Annotated in this window: 22 protein-coding genes and 1 tRNA gene; 3 read left to right on the forward strand and 20 right to left on the reverse strand. The window is 55.5% G+C overall.

Annotated elements, in window-relative coordinates:
• Positions 1–22 precede the first annotated feature (22 nt).
• The 3 genes from H4V98_RS16725 to H4V98_RS16735 all read right to left on the reverse strand — a co-directional run bounded on the left by H4V98_RS16725 (position 23) and on the right by H4V98_RS16735 (position 1,336).
• Positions 23–190 carry a DUF2256 domain-containing protein gene (locus H4V98_RS16725; RefSeq protein WP_196864828.1) on the reverse strand — a complete coding sequence of 56 codons (168 nt, stop codon included), beginning with the start codon at positions 188–190 and terminating at the stop codon, positions 23–25.
• Between the two features lie 157 nt (positions 191–347).
• A complete protein-coding gene (locus H4V98_RS16730) occupies positions 348–557 on the reverse strand; it encodes a DUF2788 domain-containing protein (RefSeq protein ID WP_196864829.1) in 210 nt (69 codons plus the stop codon).
• Positions 557–1,336, reverse strand: a complete 780-nt coding sequence (locus H4V98_RS16735) for a DUF2189 domain-containing protein (RefSeq protein WP_196864830.1) — start codon at positions 1,334–1,336, stop codon at positions 557–559. The genes H4V98_RS16730 and H4V98_RS16735 overlap by 1 nt, the downstream gene beginning before the upstream one ends.
• A gap of 415 nt (positions 1,337–1,751) precedes the next feature.
• Here H4V98_RS16735 and H4V98_RS16740 point away from each other — a divergent pair, with 415 nt between their 5' ends.
• Positions 1,752–4,670 (forward strand): valine--tRNA ligase, encoded by a 2,919-nt coding sequence (locus H4V98_RS16740; protein WP_280757720.1) that lies wholly within the window; start codon positions 1,752–1,754, stop codon positions 4,668–4,670.
• Positions 4,671–4,794: 124 nt separating this feature from the next.
• A complete protein-coding gene (gene galU / locus H4V98_RS16745; RefSeq protein WP_280757721.1) occupies positions 4,795–5,721 on the forward strand; it encodes a UTP--glucose-1-phosphate uridylyltransferase GalU in 927 nt (308 codons plus the stop codon).
• 391 nt (positions 5,722–6,112) lie between these two features.
• On the opposite strand, the gene H4V98_RS16750 is transcribed toward galU, so the two are convergent.
• Complete coding sequence (locus tag H4V98_RS16750; protein WP_036805254.1) at positions 6,113–6,340, reverse strand: sulfurtransferase TusA family protein; 228 nt, start codon at positions 6,338–6,340, stop codon at positions 6,113–6,115.
• 211 nt (positions 6,341–6,551) lie between these two features.
• A complete protein-coding gene (gene cysM / locus H4V98_RS16755; RefSeq protein WP_196864833.1) occupies positions 6,552–7,454 on the reverse strand; it encodes a cysteine synthase CysM in 903 nt (300 codons plus the stop codon).
• A gap of 39 nt (positions 7,455–7,493) precedes the next feature.
• On the opposite strand from cysM, the gene H4V98_RS16760 reads away from it, so the two are divergent.
• A tRNA-Leu gene (locus tag H4V98_RS16760) sits at positions 7,494–7,578 on the forward strand.
• A 223-nt stretch (positions 7,579–7,801) separates the two neighbouring features.
• Here H4V98_RS16760 and H4V98_RS16765 read toward each other — a convergent pair.
• From H4V98_RS16765 to H4V98_RS16835, 15 genes are all read right to left on the reverse strand, one after another.
• Complete coding sequence (locus H4V98_RS16765) at positions 7,802–8,404, reverse strand: hypothetical protein (protein WP_280757722.1); 603 nt, start codon at positions 8,402–8,404, stop codon at positions 7,802–7,804.
• Positions 8,405–8,486: 82 nt separating this feature from the next.
• Positions 8,487–10,607 carry a YjbH domain-containing protein gene (locus H4V98_RS16770; RefSeq protein WP_280757723.1) on the reverse strand — a complete coding sequence of 707 codons (2,121 nt, stop codon included), beginning with the start codon at positions 10,605–10,607 and terminating at the stop codon, positions 8,487–8,489.
• A gap of 445 nt (positions 10,608–11,052) precedes the next feature.
• Positions 11,053–11,439: a hypothetical protein gene (locus H4V98_RS16775; RefSeq protein WP_280757724.1), complete on the reverse strand. Its 387-nt coding sequence runs from the start codon at positions 11,437–11,439 to the stop codon at positions 11,053–11,055.
• A 78-nt stretch (positions 11,440–11,517) separates the two neighbouring features.
• On the reverse strand, positions 11,518–12,099 hold the full coding sequence (locus H4V98_RS16780) for a YdcF family protein (RefSeq protein WP_280757725.1): 582 nt from the start codon (positions 12,097–12,099) through the stop codon (positions 11,518–11,520).
• Positions 12,100–12,384: 285 nt separating this feature from the next.
• On the reverse strand, positions 12,385–13,575 hold the full coding sequence (locus tag H4V98_RS16785; protein ID WP_280757726.1) for a glycosyltransferase family 4 protein: 1,191 nt from the start codon (positions 13,573–13,575) through the stop codon (positions 12,385–12,387).
• A gap of 16 nt (positions 13,576–13,591) precedes the next feature.
• Positions 13,592–14,722, reverse strand: coding sequence for a UDP-N-acetylglucosamine 2-epimerase (non-hydrolyzing) (gene wecB, locus H4V98_RS16790; RefSeq protein WP_280757727.1), 1,131 nt, complete (start codon positions 14,720–14,722; stop codon positions 13,592–13,594).
• 284 nt (positions 14,723–15,006) lie between these two features.
• Positions 15,007–16,134 (reverse strand): capsular polysaccharide biosynthesis protein CapF, encoded by a 1,128-nt coding sequence (locus H4V98_RS16795; RefSeq protein WP_280757728.1) that lies wholly within the window; start codon positions 16,132–16,134, stop codon positions 15,007–15,009.
• An 8-nt stretch (positions 16,135–16,142) separates the two neighbouring features.
• The gene (locus tag H4V98_RS16800; RefSeq protein WP_280757729.1) at positions 16,143–16,490 is read right to left on the reverse strand and encodes a DUF86 domain-containing protein; all 348 of its coding nucleotides are present in this window, start codon (positions 16,488–16,490) and stop codon (positions 16,143–16,145) included.
• 8 nt (positions 16,491–16,498) lie between these two features.
• Complete coding sequence (locus tag H4V98_RS16805; protein ID WP_280757730.1) at positions 16,499–16,783, reverse strand: nucleotidyltransferase family protein; 285 nt, start codon at positions 16,781–16,783, stop codon at positions 16,499–16,501.
• Between the two features lie 72 nt (positions 16,784–16,855).
• Positions 16,856–17,899: a polysaccharide biosynthesis protein gene (locus tag H4V98_RS16810; protein ID WP_280757731.1), complete on the reverse strand. Its 1,044-nt coding sequence runs from the start codon at positions 17,897–17,899 to the stop codon at positions 16,856–16,858.
• 26 nt (positions 17,900–17,925) lie between these two features.
• Positions 17,926–19,122 carry a glycosyltransferase gene (locus H4V98_RS16815; RefSeq protein WP_280757732.1) on the reverse strand — a complete coding sequence of 399 codons (1,197 nt, stop codon included), beginning with the start codon at positions 19,120–19,122 and terminating at the stop codon, positions 17,926–17,928.
• 198 nt (positions 19,123–19,320) lie between these two features.
• Positions 19,321–20,073 (reverse strand): glycosyltransferase family 4 protein, encoded by a 753-nt coding sequence (locus H4V98_RS16820; protein WP_280757733.1) that lies wholly within the window; start codon positions 20,071–20,073, stop codon positions 19,321–19,323.
• 478 nt (positions 20,074–20,551) lie between these two features.
• Positions 20,552–21,568 (reverse strand): glycosyltransferase, encoded by a 1,017-nt coding sequence (locus H4V98_RS16825; RefSeq protein ID WP_280757734.1) that lies wholly within the window; start codon positions 21,566–21,568, stop codon positions 20,552–20,554.
• A 59-nt stretch (positions 21,569–21,627) separates the two neighbouring features.
• A complete protein-coding gene (locus H4V98_RS16830; protein ID WP_280757735.1) occupies positions 21,628–22,989 on the reverse strand; it encodes a hypothetical protein in 1,362 nt (453 codons plus the stop codon).
• Between the two features lie 181 nt (positions 22,990–23,170).
• The gene (locus H4V98_RS16835; protein WP_280757736.1) at positions 23,171–23,974 is read right to left on the reverse strand and encodes a glycosyltransferase; all 804 of its coding nucleotides are present in this window, start codon (positions 23,972–23,974) and stop codon (positions 23,171–23,173) included.
• Position 23,975 lies beyond the last annotated feature (1 nt).

Here is a 23,975-nt window from a genome sequence, read left to right on the forward strand (position 1 = left end):
GCTGCTGCAGCAAATGCGCCGGTCATGCTGCAGCACCGCCAGGCTTTTTCCTGGCGCGGCAGGCGTCCGAGCAGTAAAGCACCTCGGCCCAGTTTTTCGCCCAGGCCTTGCGCCAGGTCATGGTGCGGCCGCAAACGGCACACAGCTTATGGGGCAGCGCCTGCTTGTTGCCCTTGAAGTCATTTTTCATGAGCCGATTGTGTCAAGACCGGACCACTTGACTCGGCCAGCGTGATTTTCAAGGGCTATTGCATAGCTATTTATTTAATAGCTGTCAGCGCATACTGGTATTGCGCAAGACTGGTTTTTCATTCAAAAACTCAACCTCGGCAGACAGGGCTGGGGTTTTACTTTTCCAATATCCACTGGATGAAGTACTTGGCGACAAAGCCCACCATGCCGAAAGCCAGGCCCAGAAAAATCACAAAGGTGCCAAACTTTCCGGCCTTGGACGACCACGCCAGCTGACCGATGATGAACAGCATGTAGAGCATGAACGCGCCCACGCCGAACGACAGGCCAAAGGCGGCCACCTGCTCTTCCGAAAAGCCGAACATCAGGCGGCGCCCTCGGGCGGCACGCGCTCGGGCAACGCACTGGCATCAACCAGGTCGCGGTAGGCATGCCAGCTGGCATGGCCCAGCAGTGGCAGCACCACGACCAGCCCCAGCAGCAGCGTGCCCAAGCCCATCAGCGTCAGCAGCATGATCAGCGCTGCCCACAAGGCCAGCGGCACCGGATTGGTCAGCACCGTCTGCCAGCTGGCCAGCACCGCCTGCAGCACATCGACCCGGCGGTCGAGCAGCAGCGGCATGGCAATCACGCTGGACGCAAAGATCGGGGCCGCCATCAGCCCGCCCAAGGTCAGCCAAAGCTCAAAAACATGGCCGCCCGGCGCCAGCACCACATGGCGCAGGAAATCCAGTGGCGTACTGACAGGTTCCGGCGCCAGCAGGGTGATCAGCGCGGCCGACGTCACCACCCAGCCGGTGCCGGCCAAGGCCAGCAGCATGCCAAAGCGCACCATGCTCCAGTAGCCGCCCTTGGCCGCATGGCGCGAATACTGCCAGCGCGTCCAGGTGTTGACGACAAGCCGCAGGTTGACCGGCTCGCGCCGTTCAATCGCCCGGCTGATGGCGTACAGGCTGGTGGCCAGCACCGGCGCCACCACCAGAAAACCCGAAAAGGCACCGGCCAGCAGCCAGAAACGGTCGCGCGCCAACAGCACCAGCAGGCCACCGAACGCGGCAGGCACCAGACCGTGCAGCAGGCTGAGCCAGCCGCCGCGCCTCAGGTCCCGTGCGCCACGCACCAGCCAGCTCAGGGGATGGGCCATGCCGATGCTCCGGATGCCGGGCAGGGCCAGGGCACCGCGGCGGATACGCGGCGCAAGGGGTGGGAGGGGAGGTAGATTGGATGGAGACACGGTGGAGTAAAAGCTTAACTGCAAATCTTTGGGCAGTGCCTGGATTGGCTAGCGACATGGCTGAAAAATCGCGCTTGGCCAAAGCCACAGTTCCTGGGTCCAGCCCCGGACGAAACAAGCAAGGATGCCATGATGACTGAAGCAGTGCTGAATGACACGGACGCCTGTCATGACGTTCAACCTGAAAAGCGCACTGCATGCTTGCCGCCAGGAAAGTAATGCCCCGTACTCAAGGCCCGCCACCCCGTCATCACCGTCGAATAAAATCACCTCAGTTCCTTCTAACCCCAGGCGGCATCCCTGCAATGCCGTTTCTCATAGCCCCATGACCCAAGCTGCCCCCCCTGCCCCGACCGCCCTTGCCACCGACGCTGTCAAGGTGTTCCCCCCCACGCCGGGGCTGGACAGCCTGGCCAAGTCCTTCGAGCCTGCCGACATTGAAAAGCACTGGGGTCCGCTGTGGGAGCAAAGCGGACAGTACGAACCAACGCTGGACGCCGCCAAGCCTTCGTTTGCCATCCAGCTGCCGCCACCGAATGTGACCGGCACGCTGCATATGGGCCATGCGTTCAACCAGACTATCATGGATTCGCTGACGCGCTACCACCGCATGAAGGGCGACAACACGCTGTGGGTGCCGGGCACCGACCACGCGGGCATCGCGACGCAAATCGTCGTCGAGCGCAAATTGCAGTCCGAATCGGGCAAGACGCGCCACGACATGGGCACCAGCCCTGCCGAGGCGCGCAAGAACTTTGTCAGCAAGGTCTGGGAGTGGAAGGAAGAGTCCGGCTCGACCATCACGCGCCAGATGCGCCGCATGGGCGATTCGGTGTCGTGGAAGCACGAGTACTTCACCATGGACCCGAAAATGTCCAGGGTCGTCACCTCGACCTTCGTGCAGCTGTACGAGCAGGGCCTGATCTACCGGGGCAAGCGTCTCGTCAACTGGGACCCGGTGCTGAAATCCGCCGTGTCCGACCTGGAAGTCGAGAGCGAGGAAGAAGACGGATTCATGTGGCACATCCGCTACCCGCTGGCCGACGGCTCGGGCTCCATCACCGTGGCCACGACGCGCCCCGAAACCATGCTGGGCGACGTGGCCGTCATGGTGCATCCCGAAGACGAACGCTATGTTCACCTGATCGGCCAGCAGGTCACCCTGCCACTGTGCGAACGCACCATCCCGGTGATTGCCGACGACTACGTCGATAAAGAATTCGGCACCGGCGTGGTCAAGGTCACGCCCGCGCATGACGCCAACGACTACGCGGTCGGCCAGCGCCACCAGTTGCCCATCATTTGCGTGTTGACACTGGATGCCGCCATCAACGACAACGCACCCGAGAAATACCGCGGCATGGACCGCTTCGTCGCCCGCAAGGCTGTCGTGGCCGACCTGGAAGCGCAGGGTTTTCTGGTCGAAGTCAAAAAACACAAGCTGATGGTGCCGCGCTGCACCCGCACCAGCCAGATCATCGAGCCGATGCTGACCGACCAGTGGTTTGTCGCCGTGAACAAGGTCAGCCCGCAAGACCCGACCGGCAAATCCATCGCCCAGAAAGCGATTGACGCGGTCGAGAGCGGCGCGGTCAAGTTCGTGCCCGAGCAGTGGGTCAACACCTACAACCAGTGGATGGGCAACATCCAGGACTGGTGCATCTCGCGCCAGCTCTGGTGGGGCCACCAGATTCCGGCCTGGTACGACGAAGACGGCAAGGTCTATGTCGCCACAAATGAAGAAGACGCGCAGAAACAGGCCCCCGGCAAAACGCTTCGCCGCGACGAAGACGTGCTCGACACCTGGTATTCCTCGGCGCTGGTGCCCTTCTCGTCGCTGGGCTGGCCTGAAAAGACCAAAGAGCTGGACCTGTTCTTGCCGTCCAGCGTACTGGTCACCGGCTACGACATCATCTTTTTCTGGGTCGCCCGGATGATCATGATGACCACGCACTTCACCGGCCAGGTGCCGTTCCACCACGTGTACATCCACGGTCTGGTCAAGGACGCACAGGGCAAAAAGATGAGCAAGTCCGAAGGCAACGTGCTCGACCCGGTCGACCTGATCGACGGCATCGAACTCGCCCCGCTGCTGGACAAGCGCTCGCAGGGCCTGCGCAAGCCCGAAACGGCGCCGCAGGTGCGCAAGAACACCGAGAAGGAATTCCCGGCCGGCATTCCGGGTTACGGCGCCGATGCACTGCGCTTCACGTTCGCTTCGCTCGCCAGCCTGGGCCGCTCCATCAACTTTGACAGCAAACGCTGCGAAGGCTACCGCAACTTTTGCAACAAGCTCTGGAACGCCACGCGCTTCACGCTGATGAACTGCGAAGGCCAGGACTGCGGCCTCAATGAACACAGCAAGGAACAATGCGCGCCCGGCGGCGCGATGGAAAACTACCTTGATTTCTCGCAGGCCGACCGCTGGATCGCCTCCACCATGCAGCGCGTCGAAGCGGACGTGGCCAAGGGCTTTGCCGACTACCGCCTGGACAATGTCGCCGGCCATATCTACCAGTTCATCTGGGACGAGTTCTGCGACTGGTACCTCGAAATTGCCAAGGTGCAGATCCAGCAAGGCAGCGACGCGCAAAAACGCGCCACGCGCCGCACGCTGATCCGCACGCTGGAAGGCATCCTGCGGCTGGCGCACCCCTTGATTCCGTTCATCACCGAGGAACTCTGGCAAAAGGTCGCGCCTGTGGCGGGCAAGGCCGGTCCATTCATCGGCCAGGCGCCCTACCCGCAAAGCCAGCCTGAAAAAATCGACCTGCTGGCCGAAGCACACGTCGCCAGGCTGAAAACGCTGGTCGATGCCTGCCGCAACCTGCGCGGCGAAATGAAGGTGTCACCGGCCACGCGACTGCCGCTGCTGGTAGTGGGGGATGACGCCTTCATCAACGCCGTGGCGCCCGTGCTCAGGTCGCTGGCCAAGCTCAGCGAGGTCAAGCTGTTCGGCACGGAGGCCGAATGGGTCGCTGCTGCCGAAGCCGCCCCTGTGGCGGTGGTCGGCGATGCGCGCGTCTGCCTCTACATGGAAGTGGATGTGGCCGCTGAAAAAGTGCGCCTGGCCAAGGAAGCCGCGCGGCTTGAAGGCGAGCTGCTGAAGGTGCAGGCCAAGCTGGCCAATGAAACCTTTGTCGCCAAGGTGCCGCCCGCCGTGCTGGAAACAGAACGCAGACGGCTGACAGAGTTCACCAGCACGCTGGAGAAGATTCGCGAGCAACTGGCAAGGCTCAAATAATTCGATACCGCATTACATTGCTGCAGTGTTTACAGAGTTGACGAAGGGTAATTCGGGACATAGTCTGACACCGGCCAAGCCTTCAAAGCCCGACAATCGGTCCTTAATTTTTCAAGAAACGTCAATGCAAAAATCCACTCTGAAAAAAGCAGTATTTCCAGTCGCCGGCCTCGGAACCCGTTTTTTACCCGCCACCAAGGCCAGCCCCAAGGAAATGCTGCCCATCGTGGACAAGCCGCTGATTCAGTACGCGGTAGAAGAAGCCTACTCAGCCGGTATCCGGGACATGATTTTTGTGACGGGCCGCAACAAGCGCGCCATCGAGGACCATTTCGACACCGCGTACGAGCTGGAAACCGAACTGGAAAAGGCCGAAAAACACGAATTGCTGTCTCTGGTGCGTTCGGTCCAGCCCGACGACATGACGGTTTCCTTTGTCCGACAGCCGCGCTCGCTGGGCCTGGGCCACGCCGTGCTGTGCGCCGAGCATCTGGTTGGCAACGAGCCGTTTGCGGTTCTGCTGGCGGACGACTTGATGGTCGGCCCCCAAGGCGGAATGTCGGTGATGGCACAGATGGCCGAGCAGTTTCAGGAGCTTCAGCAATCGATTCTGGCAGTGCAGGAAGTGCCTGCCGAACAGACCCGGCGCTACGGTATCGTGGCCGGTGAAATGGTTGGCGAGCACCTGATGAAGGTCAGCCACATGGTCGAAAAACCAGCCCCCGAGGCAGCCCCTTCACGCATGGCCGTAGCGGGCCGCTACATCCTCACGCCGGCCGTTTTCGAGCTGCTGCGCCACCAGCCCCAAGGCGCTGGCGGTGAAATCCAGCTCACTGACGGCATTGCCGGGCTAATGCAGCACGAAAGTGTCTACGCGTTCCAGTACCAGGGCAAACGCTACGACTGCGGCAGCAAGGAAGGGTTCCTGGAAGCCACGGTGGAGCTTGCCTTGCAGCACCCAGAAGTCGGCGCGTATTTCAGGAACTACCTGGACCATTTGCAGATTGGCTGGTCAGGCAAGGAACGCCGGGCTGAAAACCTGGAGCGCTAAAGTGTGGCCCGTTTGACGGGCACTGCTACTGAATTAATAGCTTCTGGTACAGATGCAGTCTGCGCCAGAGGCTTTTTTTATGCTGTAAATTTAATTTCCGAGCTATCTTGATTGCTCTTCACATTCTCTTTTGTCATTGCGGGCTTGATGAGCCTGCCCCGGACTTGATCCGGGGCAATCCAGGCCCCCGGTCGCTGGGGAAAAGGGATGGATCCCGGGTCGAGCCCGGGATGACAGAGAGGGAGGGGACGACAGGGAGGAAGGGGATGGCACAGGAAGGGGATGACACAGAGAACGGGTTCAACGGAGCGGGGGCAATGCCTGGCTCCGGTTTACCAGAAAAGCCACGAGCCGACGCGCGATTGCCAGGCGTTGTTCAGGCAGCCCGCCATCAACGGCGCTTGAGCACGTGGATGTATTCGTTGCCCACGGTTTGCTGGTCCACCAGGTCGTTGCCGGTCTGCTTGGCAAATGCCTGAAAATCCCTGGCCGATCCGGCATCGGTGGACACCACCCGCAGCAACTGGCCGCTAGCCATGTCAACCAGCGCTTTCTTGGCCTTCAGGATGGGCAGCGGACAGTTCAGGCCGCGGGTGTCGAGTTCTTTGTCAATATTCATGGTTTTCCTTGGATTGCCGTTATTTTAGGCAATAGAAAAGCAAGGATTCAGCCTAAGGCCCGCTTGTCGTTTCTCCTTCTGTCATTGCGGGCCTGACCCGCAACCCATGACCCCATGACCCCATGTCCAATGTCTGTGCTGGGAAGAAGACATGGATCCCGGGATGACAGATTAGGAGCGGGATGGACGTAGAACCGGAATTACAAATTCATCACGCAGGAAACACACCGGTGGACAAGTAGCGGTCGCCTCTGTCGCACACAATGAACACGATCACCGCGTCCTCAACCCTTTTGGCGATGTCCTGCGCCACCCAGCAGGCGCCAGCTGCCGAGATGCCGGCAAAGATGCCTTCCTCGCGCGCCATACGCCGGCACATGTCTTCTGCATCGAGTTGGCTGACCAAGACCAGCTCATCGACATGGCGCGGGTCGTAGATCTTCGGCATGTAGGCTTCGGGCCACTTGCGAATGCCCGGAATGCGCGAACCTTCGCTTGGCTGCGCGCCAATGATCCGGATCGCCGGATTTCTTTCCTTCAGGTAGCGCGACACGCCGGTGATGGTGCCGGTGGTGCCCATGGCGCTGACAAAGTGCGTCACCGTGCCGGCCGTGTCGTTCCAGATTTCAGGGCCGGTGGTTTCGTAATGCACGCGCGGGTTGTCGGGACTTGAAAACTGGTCCAGCACCCGTCCCTTGCCTTCTTGCTGCATCCGTTCGGCCAGATCGCGCGAGTATTCAATGCCGCCGCTTTTCGGTGTCAGGATCAACTCGGCACCAAATGCCTTCATGGTCTGCGCGCGCTCGATGCTCAGGTCCTCCGGCATGATCAGGACCATGCGGTAGCCCTTGATGGCGGCGGCCATGGCCAGCGCAATGCCGGTGTTGCCCGAGGTGGCCTCAATCAGCGTGTCGCCGGCCTGGATCTCGCCCCGCGCCTCGGCGCCCTGGATCATGGCCAATGCGGGCCGGTCCTTGACAGACCCGGCAGGGTTGTTGCCCTCGAGCTTGCCCAGAACAATATTGCCGCGTACCGTGTTTTCGGCAGCTGCAATTCGCTGCAGTGCGACCAGCGGTGTTTTTCCGATGGCGTCTTCAATCGTTTGAAATTTCATAGGCCACACTGTGCCATAATTTCGTTCTTTGGTTTTACTGCCCGGGTGGTGAAATTGGTAGACGCAGGGGACTCAAAATCCCCCGCCGAAAGGCGTGCCGGTTCGATTCCGGCCCCGGGCACCATTCAGTAGAATCAGACCGTATCAGAACCCTTCATAACCCGCATGCCGCATAGGCATAGCGGGTTTTTTGTTGGCTGAGACGGATTGCCAGCATAAAAATACGGCCGGGCGATAGCCTTGTTTCGGAATACACAGAAAGCCGTGCGTTCCTGAAGCCTGGGCAACTGCAAAAAAAATCCCCGCTCCAGGCGGGGATTTTCTCAAACCGGGCAGAGCCCGTTGCCTTAACTGCCAGCGCCAGTAGCACCAGTGGCAGCAACCACGGTGACAGTACCGATGGTGAAGCCGCTCACCGTCACGACGCCTGTTGCGCTGATCGACACCGACACGGAAACAGGGCTGGAATTGACCGTGCCCAGTTGAAAGGTCACGTTTGCGGGAGTGGCAATGCCGTCACCCTTGAGGCCAATGGTGGCCACCGTCAGGCTGCACGGGCTGACCGTGACCGATTTGCCCGATGCCAGAGGAGAGGTGGCGGGGTAGCTGGACTGGCCCACTGTGAAAATGCATGAACCGTAGGTCATGGCACCAGTGGCCGAACCTTCAGCCGAGCTGATGGCGAACGACGGCGCTGCGCCCGTGCCCGAAAGCTTCAGGGATGTGGCCGATGTGGTGCCAAAAGAAGGAACACCCGAGCTGAATCCAAAGCTCTTGTCCAGCACACCGCTCACCACTGCCGCGCCCGATTGCGGATTGATGGCGGCCGACGTGTTGGTGGAGGCAATAGGTGCCGGTGAAAGCGACCCGCTGCTGCTGCCGCCACAGGCGACCAGCAAGGCGCTGCCACTCAAAACCAGGCAGGCCAGGGAAAACTTGTTGAAATTCATAAAAAATCCTTAAAAAGTACCAATATCGGCACAGGCACACACACAAGAACAGACCGGGAAGGTCTGTCCTCTCCTTGAAAACTCAATCAATCTGGTCTCGTGCATAAAGATAGAAAGACTCGCGCAGACGCTGGATTTGGCCCGTAATGTCAGCCGGGGCGATACGGCCCGAATTGAGCATTTCCACCTCAGGCTTGTAATTCAGGTTCACTGATCGCACGGCGCCGTTGTCCACAAAATTGCCGGTGTTGCCGCCATTCGTCAGGCGCGTGCGGATCGACTGCGCATAACGCGGGGTGCCGGTCAGCTGCACAGGTCCGGCCCCCATGCCTTGGCGCGGGGTGAGCGGCAGGTTCAACTCCAGGCCCACGAAGGTGTTGTTGCCCCCCTTGCGAGCGAACAGCTGTACCGCCGCATCGCCAAACCAGCGCGTCAACACCACCGACGGCCCGGTGGAACGGTCGGTGTACTGCTCGTAACCGGCCTCGATCCAAGTTTCAGGGCTGAAGCGCAAGCGGTACGACCCTGCATAGGCTTCTGTTGTGCGCGACAGCGCATCGTCCGGGCGCCGCAGGTAACTGCCCTTGAAGTGAACCGTGTCGGCATTCCAAGGCAGAAACAGGATGGATTCGCCCTCTGCGCCCAAGCCGTCATGGTCAAACTTTCCGGCGCCCACACTGGCAAACAGGCGCGGGGCCAGCCAGAACGACTGTTGAAGCGCCAGTGTTTTCAAGCCGTTGCGTTGTCGAGAACTGGCAAACACACGTCCCGGATCAATATTGGAACTGTTGGCGATGCGCTGCACCACGTCGGCATAAACCTGCGCCCCCTTCCACAGACTCGCCGTGCTGCGCACATTTGCGGCCAGCGAATAATCAAAAGCGTCAAATTCGGTACCCAACGTGTAATTGAGCAGTGGCTTGACTTCCACGCGCAGCCGGGTCTGGCGTCGACCAGCCCCGGCCTCGCCTGCAGCCCATTGCACCGCAGTGTCGTCATAGCCGGGCAACAGGCCAAAGCCCAGTGTGTTCTTCACACGCGCCGCATCGCCATCCCGAAGGAAGCTGCGGTACGCTGCCACATCGACCGATGTTTCAAGCACCTCCAGTCCTGCCTTGCGGGTCAGTGCATTGATGCGAGTGGTTCCCGTTGGCGCGGCTTCGGCTGCCAGCCCCAGCACGATGCCAAGGGCATCGGCCTCATTGTGCAAATAGCGGTAGTTTTCATACTCCACCACCAACTCGTTGCCCAGCATGCCAACGCGGACCCGGTCCAGGCCAGTGGCGCGCAAGGCCCGCGCCAGGCCATCGAGCCGGTCCTGCGCCGTGGCCACCATGGCACCTGCCACCGCCTGATCCAGGGCAGGCAACGGCCGGGCAGCGGCGTCCGTTCGGGTCTGGCGGGCCTTGTCGGCCGTGCCCAGCGGCACGACCAGCGACACATTGACACTGGTGGCATTGGCAAAATGCCCGGCCAGGGTAGTGGCGCCAAACGAGCGCTGAAGCGTGCCCACCAGTTGCGCGTCACCCAGCGAAGGCAATGATTCAGAATAATAACGCAAGCCGGCGTGCTGCTGCGTGCCGTCGGTTTCGGCCAGCAGCGTGGCGCGGCTGCTGCCCAGCTTGAGCTCGGCCCCGCCAAACACGCCATCAAGCACTTTGGCACCGACCGTGCCTCCCAACGGTGGATTGCTCTGAGCATAGCCCAGCGACCAGCGCAGCGGGCCGACCTCGTCGCTAGCCACCGCGTATTTAGACTTGAAAAACGCCGCGCCCCCGCTAATGTCAGTCACACCCACAGCCAGCTTGGGCACGCCCTGCAGATCAATCGGCAACTGCCATTTGATGTTGGCAGAGATGTCGCTAATTCCCCTGAAATTAGGCGCCCCGGGGGATGCGGCCTGCCGGCTGGTGTATTCGGTAAAACGTCCGAAAAGTTCAACACCCGGCAAAAGGCCAAAGCCCAGGGAATAGTTTTGCCTGCGGTTGAACGAGCCCAGCTTTGGGTCCTGGTAGTTGCCCAGGCTCAGCGCCATGTCACCTTGCTCAAGCACATAAGCCGACGGAATCGTCAGCCCGCCGGTAGCGCCCACACTCGCCACACCCAGCCCCTGGGCCAGCGCGGCGGTAGGCAGCATGACCAGCCCCACTAGGGCCATTGACGCCTGGTGGATGCGCTGCCGGATGCCTGTCCTCAAATCCATGGTGATCCTGTTCTAGATGAATGGCCACCGTTCCGGTAGCGGACTGCAAAGCAAAAAAAATTAAAGTTCCGCACCTTAAGTGTAATATTTAATTCAAACCATAAAAAAATGAAATCCAAATGAATTTGCCAAAGAAAAAGTTTTCAGGTTTTTCTTGGTTTTTCCTTTTAAAAACGCAATTTATCAGTGTCTGGAAATGCCGCCGAACCCGGCCTTCAGGGGCGGTTTACTCATGCAGGAAAAAATTCCCATACCCTCAAACAGTTACCCATTTTGCCGGCCATATTGTTCACCCGCGTCAATGAAAACCCGTGAACCGGCCCGTAGCCGTGTCACAAGTCGTGTCAGTTGACCCAATTCCCAGCCCACTGCCTTGACCATGAGCGACTAGCTCCGGTTAGCCCCGATTAACTCGGAGGTGACGCCTGTGGCCAAGCTGACCGCCTCAGGGGCGCGGTGTCAAGACCGGGATCACCTTTCGACCATGGCGGCGATAGGTGTGGAAATCACAGTCGAGCGTTATCACCCGGCACGGTTCATAAAGTTCCGACATGCGAACCAGGCACGCATCGGCCAAAGACGCGGGCACGTTGTCGCAGCGCTCTAACAGCGCGCGGACTGCAGTCACTTCATCGGCCAGCGACATGGCCACCTTGACGACACCCACCAGATCACTGGCCTGCTCCAGCGCCGACAAGCCAGGCACAGCCGCATTGCGCTGGCTGATGTAAGCCACCAAGGCGCGTCGTACCAGCGCCGCCATGCTGAGGCGCTCGCGCTCACTGGCCAGCGCAATTTCTTGCTCAAGCTGCGGCGGTATTTTGATGGTCAAGGTATTCATGCCAGGACACGACCGTTCGGCAGTTCGTGATACCAGCATATTTTTGCGGTGGCCTGTGGGCCCAAACCGTCAAAAATCCGCCAAGCCCACCGCAGCAAAGGCCGCCAGCCCCATCGCCTCATGCAGCACCAGCTGCCAGCGCACAGCACCGCGCGCTAGCGAATAGTCTGACCAACGCGAAAACCCCACGCGGCGGTAATCCACCGGATACGGCGCCATATGCCAGCCTGCGGCCCTAAAAACCGCCAGCGCCCGGGGCATGTGACGGGCCGACGTCAGCAGCAACCAAGGCTGTGCAACGTCAACGCCCGGCACGACCGCGCCCAACACGGCGTTTTCATAAGTGGTGCGCGAGGTTCGCTCGTACGGCAGGCGATCAGCCGGCACGCCCATGCGCTTGTAAAACGCCTCGGCCTGGTCTGCTTCAGTGGGGCCGCTGGCCCACCACTTGCCATCACCTCCAGTAAAAAGCAGCCGCAGGTGCGGGTGCTGGCGCAGCAGCGTTACCGACGCTTTCAGGCGTTCCGGTGATTCGCCCAGCACCACCACACCGGTATAAGCCTGCAACTGCCCGGCGGCCACTTCCACGGGTGCCGGATGGCGGTTTTCCAGCTCGCGCAGCAGCGCTTCGGGCAGTTGCAACCAACCCACCAACGCCGTCCAGCCCAACGCCGCCAGCAGCAAGCATCGGGCAGCCACCCGATGCCGCGACCCCACCAAAGAAAGACCGACAGTCCAAACAACACAGCCGCCCAAATGAGTGGCTGCGTGAAGATGGAAAAAATTTTGAAAAGGTAAAACAAGGGCGGAGTCAGAAAGGAACTGGATTAAATTCATGATCAAATCAGGCTTTACCGCAATATCAGCGGGCACTACCAGCTATAAATTAAATAGCAATCTGCATAAATCGCACTATCTTGCAAACGCAACCCCATATCACCGCGCCAAGGCCGCCGTAATCTGCCTCACCACAGCCTCAGGCGCAAAAAGCCTGGCAGACAGGGCTTTGCATCGCGCCGGCATTTCGGTATCGGCCCTGATTTCATCCACCAGGCGAACCACCAAACGCTCCAGGCTGTCCACTGACTGATCCGTACACACCCGCCCTACCCGCTCACCATCAATGATCTGGATCAGGTCGTTGCCAGGGTTGATGCTTGCCAGCACCGGCAAGCCGGCTTGCATATAGGTTAGGAACTTGCCTGGAATGTTGTGGGTTTTGTGACGCGGGTCGAGCGCCACAATGCCGGCATGGCATTGCGCGTACAAGCCCGGAATTTCTTCGGGGGCTATTTCGTCATGAAAAACCACATTGCCCAACTTTCGCCGGCTGGCCTCTTCGCGCAGCAATTTGGCATCGCTGCCCCGGCCAACGAATAGAAAACCAATGTCGTTGCGGCCGCGCAAGCGCTCAGCCAGATCGATCAAAATGCCCATGCCCTGCGCCACGCCCATATTGCCGGCATACACAAAGACGGTGCGCCCGGCAAGGGGGCCGTTGGCCACCGAAATACTGCAACCGGTGTTGGGCGCATGGGCCAGCCAGTTCTGCAGCACTTCCACGCGTTGTTCCGGCTTTAAGCCGGCCCGGCTGAAGTAAGGCAAATTGGCCGGTGTTTGCACCCCAATGACATCGGCAACTGAATACTGGTAAGCCTCAACCGCCTTCAAAAACCGGTAAGGCAAGCCCCGGCCCAACAGCCCCATATCCACCGCCCATTCCGGAAAAATATCGCGAATGATCAGGTAGCTTGGGCAGCCGCTGGCCTTTTTGAGAGTGTTAACGATTGGACCCAAAAAGATCGTCGGCGCATACCAGATCACGCCGTCCCAGCGAACGTCAGCCAACGGGCTTTTGCGCAGGTTGCGCCGCATGGCAAAGGGCATTAAAAACTCGCCCACCGTGCGGCGGGCGTAACTCATGTCCTTGGTGCGGGGCGCTTTGAGTCGCAACACCTCGACACCGCCCAGCTTTTCAAGCAGCCAGGGCGAGTCAATATCCGAGGCCGGAATCATCACCGTCAGGTGATGCCCCTGCCTGACCAGTTCATGCGACAAGTCCCTGAGTTGAATGGCACCGGAAGACCGCAGCGGCGGAAACACATCAGCAATTAAGGCAATACGCATCTAAATCGCCCGCCGCTCAGTATTTCTTCCACACCACGCGGTTCACGTAATCGGTGTAGCTGTGGATGATGCGCAGCACCTTGTCAGACACATTGGGCATGCTGTAGTCGGCGACCTGGCGCAGGCTGCGTTCGTCACCGCGCGGCTGGCTGGCCAAGATCGCCAGGCCCTGAAGCACGCGCTCCACCTCCAGCCCCACCATCATCACGGCGGCTTCTTCCATGCCCTCGGGGCGCTCGTGCGCCTCGCGCAGGTTCAGCGCCGGAAAGTTCAGGATCGACGATTCCTCGTTGATGGTGCCACTGTCTGACAACGAAGCGCGTGCCGACAACTGCAGCTTCACGTAGTCATGAAAACCGAGCGGCTTGAGCAACTGCACGTTGGCGTGAAACTTGACCTTCATCGCATCTACGCGCTTTTGCGTGCGCGGGTGGGTAGAAACGATTACCGGCAGGCCGTACTGCTCGGCCACCGTGTTCAGCACCTGCACCAGCTTGTCAAAGTTCACGTCCGAGTCGATGTTTTCTTCCCGGTGGGCGCTGACCACAAAATACTGCCCTTCCTGCAAGCCAAGGCGCTGCAGCACATCCGACGCATCGATGCGCGGGCGGTAATGCGTCAGCACCTCGCACATCGGGCTGCCGGTCTTGATTACCATGTCTGGCGGCAAGCCTTCGCGCAGCAGGTATTCGCGGGCAATGCTGCTGTAGGTCAGGTTGATGTCTGCCGTGTGGTCCACGATGCGGCGGTTGATTTCCTCGGGCACACGCTGGTCAAAGCAGCGGTTGCCGGCTTCCATGTGAAACACCGGCACCTTGCGCCGCTTGGCCGGCAGCACCGCCATGCAGCTGTTGGTGTCGCCCAGCACCAGCATGGCCTCGGGCTGTACCGTGGCCAGCACGCCATCGACCGCAATGATGATCTTGCCAATGGTTTCCGCCGCGCTGCCGCCCGCTGCATTCAGAAAATGGTCGGGCTTGCGAATGCCCAGATCATCAAAAAAGATCTGGTTCAGTTCGTAGTCGTAGTTCTGGCCGGTATGCACCAGCACATGCTCGCAATGCTCGTCAAGCCGCGCCAGCACACGCGAAAGGCGAATAATTTCGGGCCGGGTACCGACTACGGTCATCACTTTTAGTTTTTTCATGGGATCACTTGATTTTTTTCCTGCGCAAGCGGGGATTCATAACGATTAAGTAGCTACTCGGATTTTTTTCTGTCATTGCGGGTTTGACCCGCAATCCAGAACAGTTGTGATGTCCAGTCAACGCCATTTTTCAAACGATGGTGACTTGGCAACGATGGATCCTGGATCAAGTCCGGGATGACACATGAGTAGTTGCACGATCAGATGGAGTGTTCTGCATGACGACACCGGATTCGCGACTTCGCTTGAATGACAGACATGTCAAAAATCCGGGTTGAAACAATTTAGACCGGGCAGGCAAAAGTATCCGGGCGCGCCCGGTCAAACACCTCATTGGCCCACAGCATCACCACCATCTCTTCAGAGCCGATATTGGTAATGTCGTGCGTCCAGCCGGGCACAGTTTCCACGATCTCCGCCTTTTCGCCGCTGGTGAGCAGCTCATGCGCCTGGCCGGTCTGCATGTGGCGGAACTTGAATCGTGCATGCCCCTTGATTACCAGGAACTTCTCGGTCTTGCTGTGGTGGTAGTGACCACCCCGGGTAATGCCAGGGTGCGCCGTGAAGTAAGAAAACTGCCCCGCGTCAGGCGTCTTGAGCATTTCCACAAACACGCCGCGCGGGTCGGCATGCTGCGGCACGGTGTAGGCAAACAGTTCCACCGGCAGGTAGCTGACATACGTTGAATAAAGCGCCCGCACCAGCCCGGTACCCACGCGCTCGGTCATAAGCGTGTCGCGGCTGTCCTTGAAAACCTGAATTAGCCGAGCCAGTTCACCCACGGTGGTGGTGTATTGCGGCGCCACGGTGGCAAAGCCGTCGGTATCCACGGCTGCGTCAGCGCCGTCCATCAACTGCACAAAGCGTTCAATCACATCGTCCACAAACACCAGCGTGACCGGTGCGGCCGGGTCGTTGACCTGAATCGGCAGGCCACGCGCAATATTGTGGCAAAACGTGGCCACGGCCGAGTTGTAGTTGGGCTTGCACCATTTGCCGAACACATTGGGCAGTCTGAAGAGGTGAACCGGAATGCCGTGGGTAAGGGTGGCTGTGTGAAGTGCCTGTTCAGCCGCCAGCTTGCTCTGGCCATACGGGTTGCCCCGCCCCGCTTGGGTGGACGAGGTGCAAATGATGGGCACCTTCTTGCCCGTGGCAGCAGCCACATCGCAAACCGCCCCGCACAGCGCCTGCGTTAAATCGGCATTGCCCGTGGTGAACTCTTGCGGGTCTTGCGGGCGGTTAACGCCTGCCAGGTGAAATACAAAGTCCACCCCTTGCAGTAACTGGGGCAGTTCCGCCACGTCATGGTTGCAGGTAAAGCAAACCACCTCGGCATCTTTGCGCTCGGCAAGGTGCAGTTGAAGGTTTTTGCCAATAAAACCGTTGGCGCCGGTAATCAAAATTTTCATCAGTGAACTTAAATTGGGTTCGCATTAATTTTCAATAATGCGGCCTGCAACAACGGCAAATCAGATGAAACAACCTGCCACACCATATCAAGATCGACACCAAGATAATCATGAACAATGATGTTGCGAAACCCTGAAATGGCACGCCACGGCACATCGGGTGCAATGGCTTTTGTGGATTCGCTCAAGCGCTGGCTGGACTCCGCCATCGTCTGCAGATTGCGAATCACTGCATCCTGGATCAAACAAGACTGCCTGAAACTCGACTCGCCACCCTCGCAATACTCGAATACACGGTTAATGCATTCGATCATGTGGCTGAGATACACCAAATCGGCGTCTGGACCGGGCTGCATGGGGTGCGTCAGATCGGCAATGATTCGCGCAAAACGCGGTCACGCATCAGGGGGTGTAATGAATTGACCGTCACGATATCGACCTTGCGGCCCAGCAAATCTTGCGCATCCATCAGCAAGGCACCTAGCGAAAAGCCTGACAGAGGGCCTGACCCTTCAACCAAGAAATCGACGTCACTCAGGTTGCTGGCATCATCTCGTGCCATTGAACCAAAAACCCGAATCGAACTTAGCCCGTAACGGCTTGCCAAATCGCGCAATTGCGCGCGATGGGATTCAATGAGTGGGTGCATAGACGCTTTCATGGTTGCATGGATACGCTTCAATTTTGAGCCGGGTAAATGACAGTTGCAACACCAGACGGTTTATTCCTCTGCCACCACGTGTTCGCCGCGCGCAATGCGCTGCATAAAGTCGAGCTTGAGCAGCAGCGCCTTCATGCCTTCCACATCCAGCCGGGTGGTGTTATGTGAGTCATAGGTTTCACCGTGCGAGCTTTGCGTCAGGCGTTCTTCACCTTGTTCCACAAACTTGGCGTAGTTCAAATCGCGGCCATCGGGCGGTACGCGAAAGTAATCGCCACAGTCTTCAGCACAGGCCATTTCTTCACGGCTCAGCAGCGCCTCATACAGCTTTTCGCCATGGCGGGTGCCAATGCTGCGCACCTCGTGGTCGGGCTTGCCCATCAGCGCCAAGATGGCCTGCGTTAGCACCTCTACCGTGGCCGCCGGAGACTTTTGCACAAAAATATCGCCATTGTTGCCATGCTCAAACGCATACAGAACCAAGTCCACCGCATCAGCCAGCGTCATCATGAAGCGCGTCATGGCCGGGTCTGTCACCGTGATGGGCTTGCTAGAGAGCACCTGTTCAACAAACAGCGGAATCACCGAACCGCGCGACGCCATCACGTTGCCATAGCGCGTGCCGCAAATCACAGTGTTGGTGCCTTCCAGGTTGCGGCTGGATGCGACCATGACCTTTTCCATCATCGCCTTGCTGATGCCCATGGCATTGATGGGGTACACCGCCTTGTCAGTACTCAGGCAGACCACACGCTGCACACCGGCTGCAATGGCGGCTTCCAGCACGTTCTCAGTCCCCAACACATTGGTGCGGACCGCCTCCATGGGGTGAAATTCACATGAAGGCACTTGCTTGAGCGCTGCCGCGTGAAACACATAGTCAACCCCGCGCATGGCCGAAGCCACGCTTCGGGAATCCCGCACATCGCCAATGTAGAACTTGAGCTTGGGATGGTTGTAGCGCTTGCGCATGTCATCCTGCTTTTTCTCGTCTCGGCTGAAGATGCGGATTTCAGCAATGTTGGTATCAAGGAATCGCTTGAGGACAGCATTACCAAAGGAGCCAGTACCACCGGTGATTAGAAGAACATTATTCGAAAACATAAACCACTTAATTTAATACGTGCAAATTAGTGCGCTAAGGCCAATACATTCAAAAAAAGTTTACGATTAAGCTCGACGGCCATAGGGTCATCTGCTTTTTTGCGAGCGAAATCGATGCAATTCACTTTCATTCTCAGCCAATCTTTACTACTGAGTTGATACGCTTTTTCAATCGCATCCGCAAACCTTTCCGGTCGATTAAGTGGAATATCCCAACCAAGACCTTTACTTTCCAAATTACGCCACGGGGTTTGGTCACTCACCAAAATGGGTACACCTACCGACAAAGATTCCATAAAAACGTGTCCAAAGTTTTCACCACGTGAAGGCACAAAAAAAATATCATTGGCGCCAATAATTTTCTTTACATCATCATGATCAACGCAGCCGCAGTAACTGACTTTGATATTTGAAGGCAAGCGTTCAATTAATATATGACACCTGTGCCAGTAAACTGGATCTTCTTTAGGCCCATAAATTTTGAAGTCAATGGTCGACTTTACGTGTGCAAGTACTTCTAGCGCGTAATCCAGGTTCTTCATGGCCGCTATGCGCGAGAGAAAGCACATCCGCAAAGTCCAATCTAAAGACCCCCTTTCTTTTGTTTCAAAATCAGGAAGCGCACTATCTGCGTTTTGCAACAAATCACCCGCCACCGCAATGTTGCATGCTATGTGCACGCGTCCATCCTTCTGGGGGAAAATTCTTCGGATATTTGTCGCTTCTTCAGCAGTGGAAGCATGCCAGGTAACATTAGAAAACAAGTTACAAATGCGTGCGAACTGAACGAAAGGTTTTTTCTTCCACGACTTGATATTCAATGCTCCTGCAGAAAATTCTCCGCGTGGCGCTAAGATTAAGGGCCGCTTGGGCGCAAGTCCAAGCAATCGCAAGAACACAGGCCAAAGTGTGAAGCGGGGATCAAAAAAACTATTTAGATACAACAGATCGTGGGGCGTTTCTCGCATGAGTTTCGCCAACCCTAAAAACGAACGCATGGCGTTACTGGCATAAAAAACACTGCCATTTCCAAGGGTATTCCAAGCATCTACCTTCACATTGGGATATGCATTATTGTCACCCAAGTCCCGATCTGTCGTGACGATGCGAAAGTCAAAATCATCACCTAAACGCTCCACCATATTGGCAATAGTTCGGATTGGGCCTCCGCCACGGTAGCCAGGTAAGTAGAAGGCGGTAAAGGTCAGGATGATTGGTTTCATTTAATTAAAGATCGACGAGATAAGGTGGACCCAGTTCTGCATTCATATGCACATGCCAAATCTCTCTTAACTGTTATAAGAATGGTAATCGGTGACCGCAATGCAGTTTCGGCGCATCCGCCGCAATACGGGTTTGAGAAAATACACATGAAATGCAACGACGTACTGCACCAGCAACAAAATGAAGTTGCCCACATATCAGCCTTTTCCAGACTTATGCAGAAGCCTATCCCATACATCAACAAACGCTTGCCCTGCTATTTCTTCAGCGTAACGATTTAGAACAGTCCTACGCGCCTGCAGCCCCATACTGTGATTAAGTTGCTGATCTGTACATAAGGTTATTAACCGATCACCCATCGCGGCCGGGTCATCCAGCGGAACAAGAAATCCGTCCTTGCCCTCGGCAATAATTCCGTCAGGCCCTCCACAACGCGTGGCAACCACAGGCACACCACATGCCATTGATTCCAGCAGCACAACGCCCAATCCTTCCTCGTCTGATGGCAAAGCGAATACCGCAGCCCGTTGATACAAACTAACTAAGGCTTGCTGGTCAGGTCTATAAATATAAGAGATGCGATCACGCAGGCCCAACTCATCAGCACGCAGCCAAAACCCCTCTGTTGGCCCAGAAGAGCCCGCCAACACCAACCTTACTCGCCCAATCAACGACAGCGGTAACCGTGCATAAGCTTCCAGCAGTAGTCCAATGTTTTTGCGCGGATCGCTAAACCGAGCTACGCATAATATATAAGGGTCAGTAGCAATATCGCGCAGGAACAAAGGATGAAATACTTCGGCATCGACTCCTGGCGGTGCATACCGCAGGTCAACGATGCGACCTTGATTTAGCTGCCGCGCATAGTCGAACATCCAAGGATTTTCTACCTGGATGGCATCTACGCTTTGCAAGGCCCTGTCATCTATACGTGCCGTCACTTTAGTCATGGCTTTTCGCCACCAACCCCCTAAAGTTCGCGGACTTGCATCCCGGCGCCGGCGTTCCACGCGCACGAGCGTTGCCACCTGCAAAGCAACCGGCTTACCTAGTCCGACAACGGCATTAGCCCAAGCTGGCGCCCCGCTGACCACTTGTAACAGATCACAATCAGCCACTGCTGCGACGAGTGCTTTCCGTGGCTTATATCGTTGAAACTCGAAATCTGTCCAATTTACGCCCACATGTCGCAACGGCATTTCGTGCCACTCCCCGCCGCGCGTTGAAACGCCACGCAGCCATGTTCGAGGGTCCGCCACTCGCGTGCTACAACTATCCACGGAGGATGTCGCAAGAGATATAAGCTGCACACGATAACGACCCTCCCTCAGCGCCACATCGAGCACAAACTTAGCAACTGCAGGAACTCCCCCACCCACTTCCAGCGAGGGCACCACCAAGCCGATGCATGGCTTCATTTCGATAGCCTCATACAGTTTTGTCTATAAATTTATCGCGATGTGCGAATAAGCCAGCCCGAACATGCTCGACCACCTCTGCAGCGCGCGTTGGCACGGAATATGCCGGTACCGCACGTCGATGCGCCGCAGCAGCCATGATTTGACGTTGCTCACCCAGTGGAAGAAACCGCTTTACCAAATCGGCAAGTTCCTGCGGAGAGTCCCACATAGGCACCTCCGTTTCCTCGTCATAAAGCGTTTGAGCAAACGGTGTTCGACGATGTAGGAAAAAGCATCCTGAGGATGCCAACTCGTATGTACGCGTAGTGTCTTGATCGCCTGGCTGTTGAACGTCGTTGATCATAACTTCGCTATGTACTGGCGCAATGACAATCTTGCCACGACGTAGCCACTCACCATAAGCGCGACCGTAAAGTGGCCCAGCAAACTCCCAGTCAGCAGGAAATTCTCCACGGCGTGCCTCCCACCCTGAGCCGGCCAACCCAACGCGCACTTGTTGGCCCCTCATCTCTTCACAAAAAGCCTTTATTAACGTTTCATACTGTGGCCGCCAGCTTGCAGCCATCACCACATCGAAGTCCTGTTCGTCCGGAGGCTCAGACCAATAATGAACGGCAGGGTCGTAACCGTGAGGTACACACACACACGGATTACTGTACCCATATATAGGACCCCAACCTGCAGGGTGAAAGGGCTTGGTTGAGACAACCAAGTCATATTCACCCATCGCGGCCTGTAGGCGACTCCCATAAGCATGCGGCGAATAATCAGGAAATATATTAACTGTAAAAATACCTGCCTGTTTAGCGAAATTAACGGTCTCAGCAGATACGCCATTACCCTTATAAACCATCAAAACATTAGGCTTGAGAGCGCAAGCTTTGATAAATATTTGACGTTGCAACTCTAATATTTGCTGAGGTTTTATTAATCTATTTAGAATACGAAGAAATAGTGAGCAATATCGAGGAAGGTAATTATCTTCACCAATCTCATCCACTATCAGATCAGGAATTTTAGTCAATGATTCACAAAGTGATCTCGCAGAAGAGCCCTTCCAAGTCTCACCAACAAATAGGATTATCATAGTATTTTGCGCTTTGACTGATTTAATATTTTTGAAATTATCATGATACCAATTAATCCATATAGCAATAAAGAAAATGGTCCTAAAAAGTCTCCGATAAAAAATCCATCAATACGAAATGCCATATAACTACCCAACAAAGCAAAGGGTAACCATATTAAGGCTCTACTTTTAAAAACAAACGCCGCAAATAATGATGTATACGTTAAAATAAAACCAACCCCCAACCCACTAAAAACTACACCAATAAATCCAAGATTATAATAACCATTAACAAAAACGCCTTGCCCTGTAGACGAGTTCATACTACCGGTTAATTTATAGTTAAATTCTTGTCCCGTCGCAGTTATCACCGGCTTATTTGGAAATAAAAATCTCGGAAGAAAAACCCAACCTATAAGCTCAATATCTGTACCACCATTACCTGAGTCATATAAATCAATTGCAGCAGCTTGCGATGGAGTGTAGCAAAATCGAGCCCAGGGATAGTAATCGCTTTCTAAAGTATCTTTTTTCGGATTAACAATCCCATCCCAGAGCAAAGGGATACGAGTATCAAATTCGACCTTAGAACTAGCACCATATAAGTTTCTAACAGTTGCAACAGGACTAGCAATAATTAGAAATATAGTTAAAATTATCACTAAACTAGGTAATGCAACTCTTCGCACACCCAATCGCCATATATATCCCATACAAAGTGCCAGTATCGGCATCATAACCTGGCCTTTATTTAGCAAAAGCAAACCACTAAATGCCAGTGCCATTGCAATGCATATTGACAAAAATCGGAATACTTTAGCACCACTCCCCTGATGGGCAGCACCTAAAATAATGGCTGCGAGGAGCAGGTTTGACAAACTGCGCCACGAACCAGAAATTACGGTATCAGGTTGTGGGTTTGCATCAAAAATCCAAACATATATATAGGAACATAATCCTATAATGAGAAACAGTGCGATCACCCATTCAAGCGGCACACGTACACCCACGCGAACGGCTAAGCGCGAAAGCCGAGAGAATATTCGTTTTGGCGCAAGAAGGCTTATCATAAGGGCGAAGCCAAAACCAATAGAGTTGAAAGCAGCAACACTCACCGCTTTCGATGCATTTATCCTATAGTAGGACATTGCAAATTCCACCTCATCGTGCGGACCTAGCGACAACAGTAATGCGCCAATAATAAAATAAACAAAAAAAGCAACCGCCAATACAAGCAAGTGGTCAGCAAGTACGATAGTGATGGGTCTTTTAAGAGCGCTGTATAAATAAGGTAAAAGACTTGCGCCAGATATTATAAGCAAAAGACCTACAACCCACCAATCATCAGCTTTTACATGATCGACTACAGCCAACATGAAAAAACCTAACAACAGCTGAATTACCCCAGGACGCCACCAACCAAATACTCTTGAACTACTTGGTATATTTGATTTTATTATTAACACAGGTAATCTAACTATATTCTTACTATCTGAATCAGCTTTTTAGCATAAGCCCATCTTCTTAAACCGTGTATGGATGCCCAAACACTCATATTTAACCTCTGCGCAACGATGACCAAAGCACAGCGGCAGTATGGTCAAGAAAAATATATGTTCGCCGTGTTGCTTTTTCTAGCGCGTTACCAATGAGGGGCACTTTCAGCAACGCATTAACGACCGGGTGACGTTTTCCGCCAGGATTTAAACTAGCATCCCCACCTAAGTGGGTAAAAAGAGAAGGTGCATTCAATTGAGCAACTTGCCATTTTTGCTGTCTGGCAACTCGCCGTTTAAAATCGTTTTCGCAGATCCCCATAGGTACTTTTTCGAGGTAGGGCCCCAAATCTTTGATGAATTCCCTACGTTTAATGTGCGGACCATCCGAGTAAGGCCTAACACTGCAATCTCTAAGCCAAGGCAGTCCATCGTTTTTAAAGACCTTAAATTCAGTCGAACCTAAAACATGACGTTCTGCTGGCAAATCAGAATGAACAGGCGTCAACTGAAGAATTCCAATATTTGGATTTTTATCAAGTATCTCTAAGCAACATTTTAATACCGATATATCACCTAAGTATTCCCAATCATCTTGTATTTGAAATACATAATCAAATTCAGACGCTTTAATACCTTTATTTACATTTGCTCCAATTCCTTGATTTTGTGGTGCAAGTAAGATCTTATCAAAAGGAAGGCTGTTAATTATTTTCTGATGTGCAAGGGTACTAGCATCATCAGAAACAATATACTCTCGAAATATATTAATATTATCAATATAATCTTTAATAGATGACAAAGAACGGCACAGCAGATCCGATCGATTATATGTAATAAATATTATAGATAACGTAACATTCATA

The organism is Polaromonas sp. CG_23.6, assembly GCF_029892315.1.
Taxonomy (GTDB): Bacteria; Pseudomonadota; Gammaproteobacteria; order Burkholderiales; family Burkholderiaceae_C; genus Polaromonas.

What these genes read in the sequence shown, in the direction of transcription:
- H4V98_RS16810 (WP_280757731.1), bottom strand. Translation starts at nt 17,899, where the DNA reads ATGTTTTCGAATAATGTTCTTCTAATCACCGGTGGTACTGGCTCCTTT.
- H4V98_RS16735 (WP_196864830.1), bottom strand. Translation starts at nt 1,336, where the DNA reads ATGGCCCATCCCCTGAGCTGGCTGGTGCGTGGCGCACGGGACCTGAGG.
- H4V98_RS16800 (WP_280757729.1), bottom strand. Translation starts at nt 16,490, where the DNA reads ATGCAGCCCGGTCCAGACGCCGATTTGGTGTATCTCAGCCACATGATC.
- H4V98_RS16835 (WP_280757736.1), bottom strand. Translation starts at nt 23,974, where the DNA reads ATGAATGTTACGTTATCTATAATATTTATTACATATAATCGATCGGAT.
- H4V98_RS16785 (WP_280757726.1), bottom strand. Translation starts at nt 13,575, where the DNA reads ATGCGTATTGCCTTAATTGCTGATGTGTTTCCGCCGCTGCGGTCTTCC.
- H4V98_RS16725 (WP_196864828.1), bottom strand. Translation starts at nt 190, where the DNA reads ATGAAAAATGACTTCAAGGGCAACAAGCAGGCGCTGCCCCATAAGCTG.
- H4V98_RS16830 (WP_280757735.1), bottom strand. Translation starts at nt 22,989, where the DNA reads ATGTTGGCTGTAGTCGATCATGTAAAAGCTGATGATTGGTGGGTTGTA.
- cysM (WP_196864833.1), bottom strand. Translation starts at nt 7,454, where the DNA reads ATGAAATTTCAAACGATTGAAGACGCCATCGGAAAAACACCGCTGGTC.
- galU (WP_280757721.1), top strand. Translation starts at nt 4,795, where the DNA reads ATGCAAAAATCCACTCTGAAAAAAGCAGTATTTCCAGTCGCCGGCCTC.
- H4V98_RS16815 (WP_280757732.1), bottom strand. Translation starts at nt 19,122, where the DNA reads ATGAAACCAATCATCCTGACCTTTACCGCCTTCTACTTACCTGGCTAC.
- H4V98_RS16740 (WP_280757720.1), top strand. Translation starts at nt 1,752, where the DNA reads ATGACCCAAGCTGCCCCCCCTGCCCCGACCGCCCTTGCCACCGACGCT.
- H4V98_RS16765 (WP_280757722.1), bottom strand. Translation starts at nt 8,404, where the DNA reads ATGAATTTCAACAAGTTTTCCCTGGCCTGCCTGGTTTTGAGTGGCAGC.
- H4V98_RS16820 (WP_280757733.1), bottom strand. Translation starts at nt 20,073, where the DNA reads ATGACTAAAGTGACGGCACGTATAGATGACAGGGCCTTGCAAAGCGTA.
- H4V98_RS16750 (WP_036805254.1), bottom strand. Translation starts at nt 6,340, where the DNA reads ATGAATATTGACAAAGAACTCGACACCCGCGGCCTGAACTGTCCGCTG.
- H4V98_RS16770 (WP_280757723.1), bottom strand. Translation starts at nt 10,607, where the DNA reads ATGGATTTGAGGACAGGCATCCGGCAGCGCATCCACCAGGCGTCAATG.
- wecB (WP_280757727.1), bottom strand. Translation starts at nt 14,722, where the DNA reads ATGAAAAAACTAAAAGTGATGACCGTAGTCGGTACCCGGCCCGAAATT.
- H4V98_RS16730 (WP_196864829.1), bottom strand. Translation starts at nt 557, where the DNA reads ATGTTCGGCTTTTCGGAAGAGCAGGTGGCCGCCTTTGGCCTGTCGTTC.
- H4V98_RS16795 (WP_280757728.1), bottom strand. Translation starts at nt 16,134, where the DNA reads ATGAAAATTTTGATTACCGGCGCCAACGGTTTTATTGGCAAAAACCTT.
- H4V98_RS16805 (WP_280757730.1), bottom strand. Translation starts at nt 16,783, where the DNA reads ATGCACCCACTCATTGAATCCCATCGCGCGCAATTGCGCGATTTGGCA.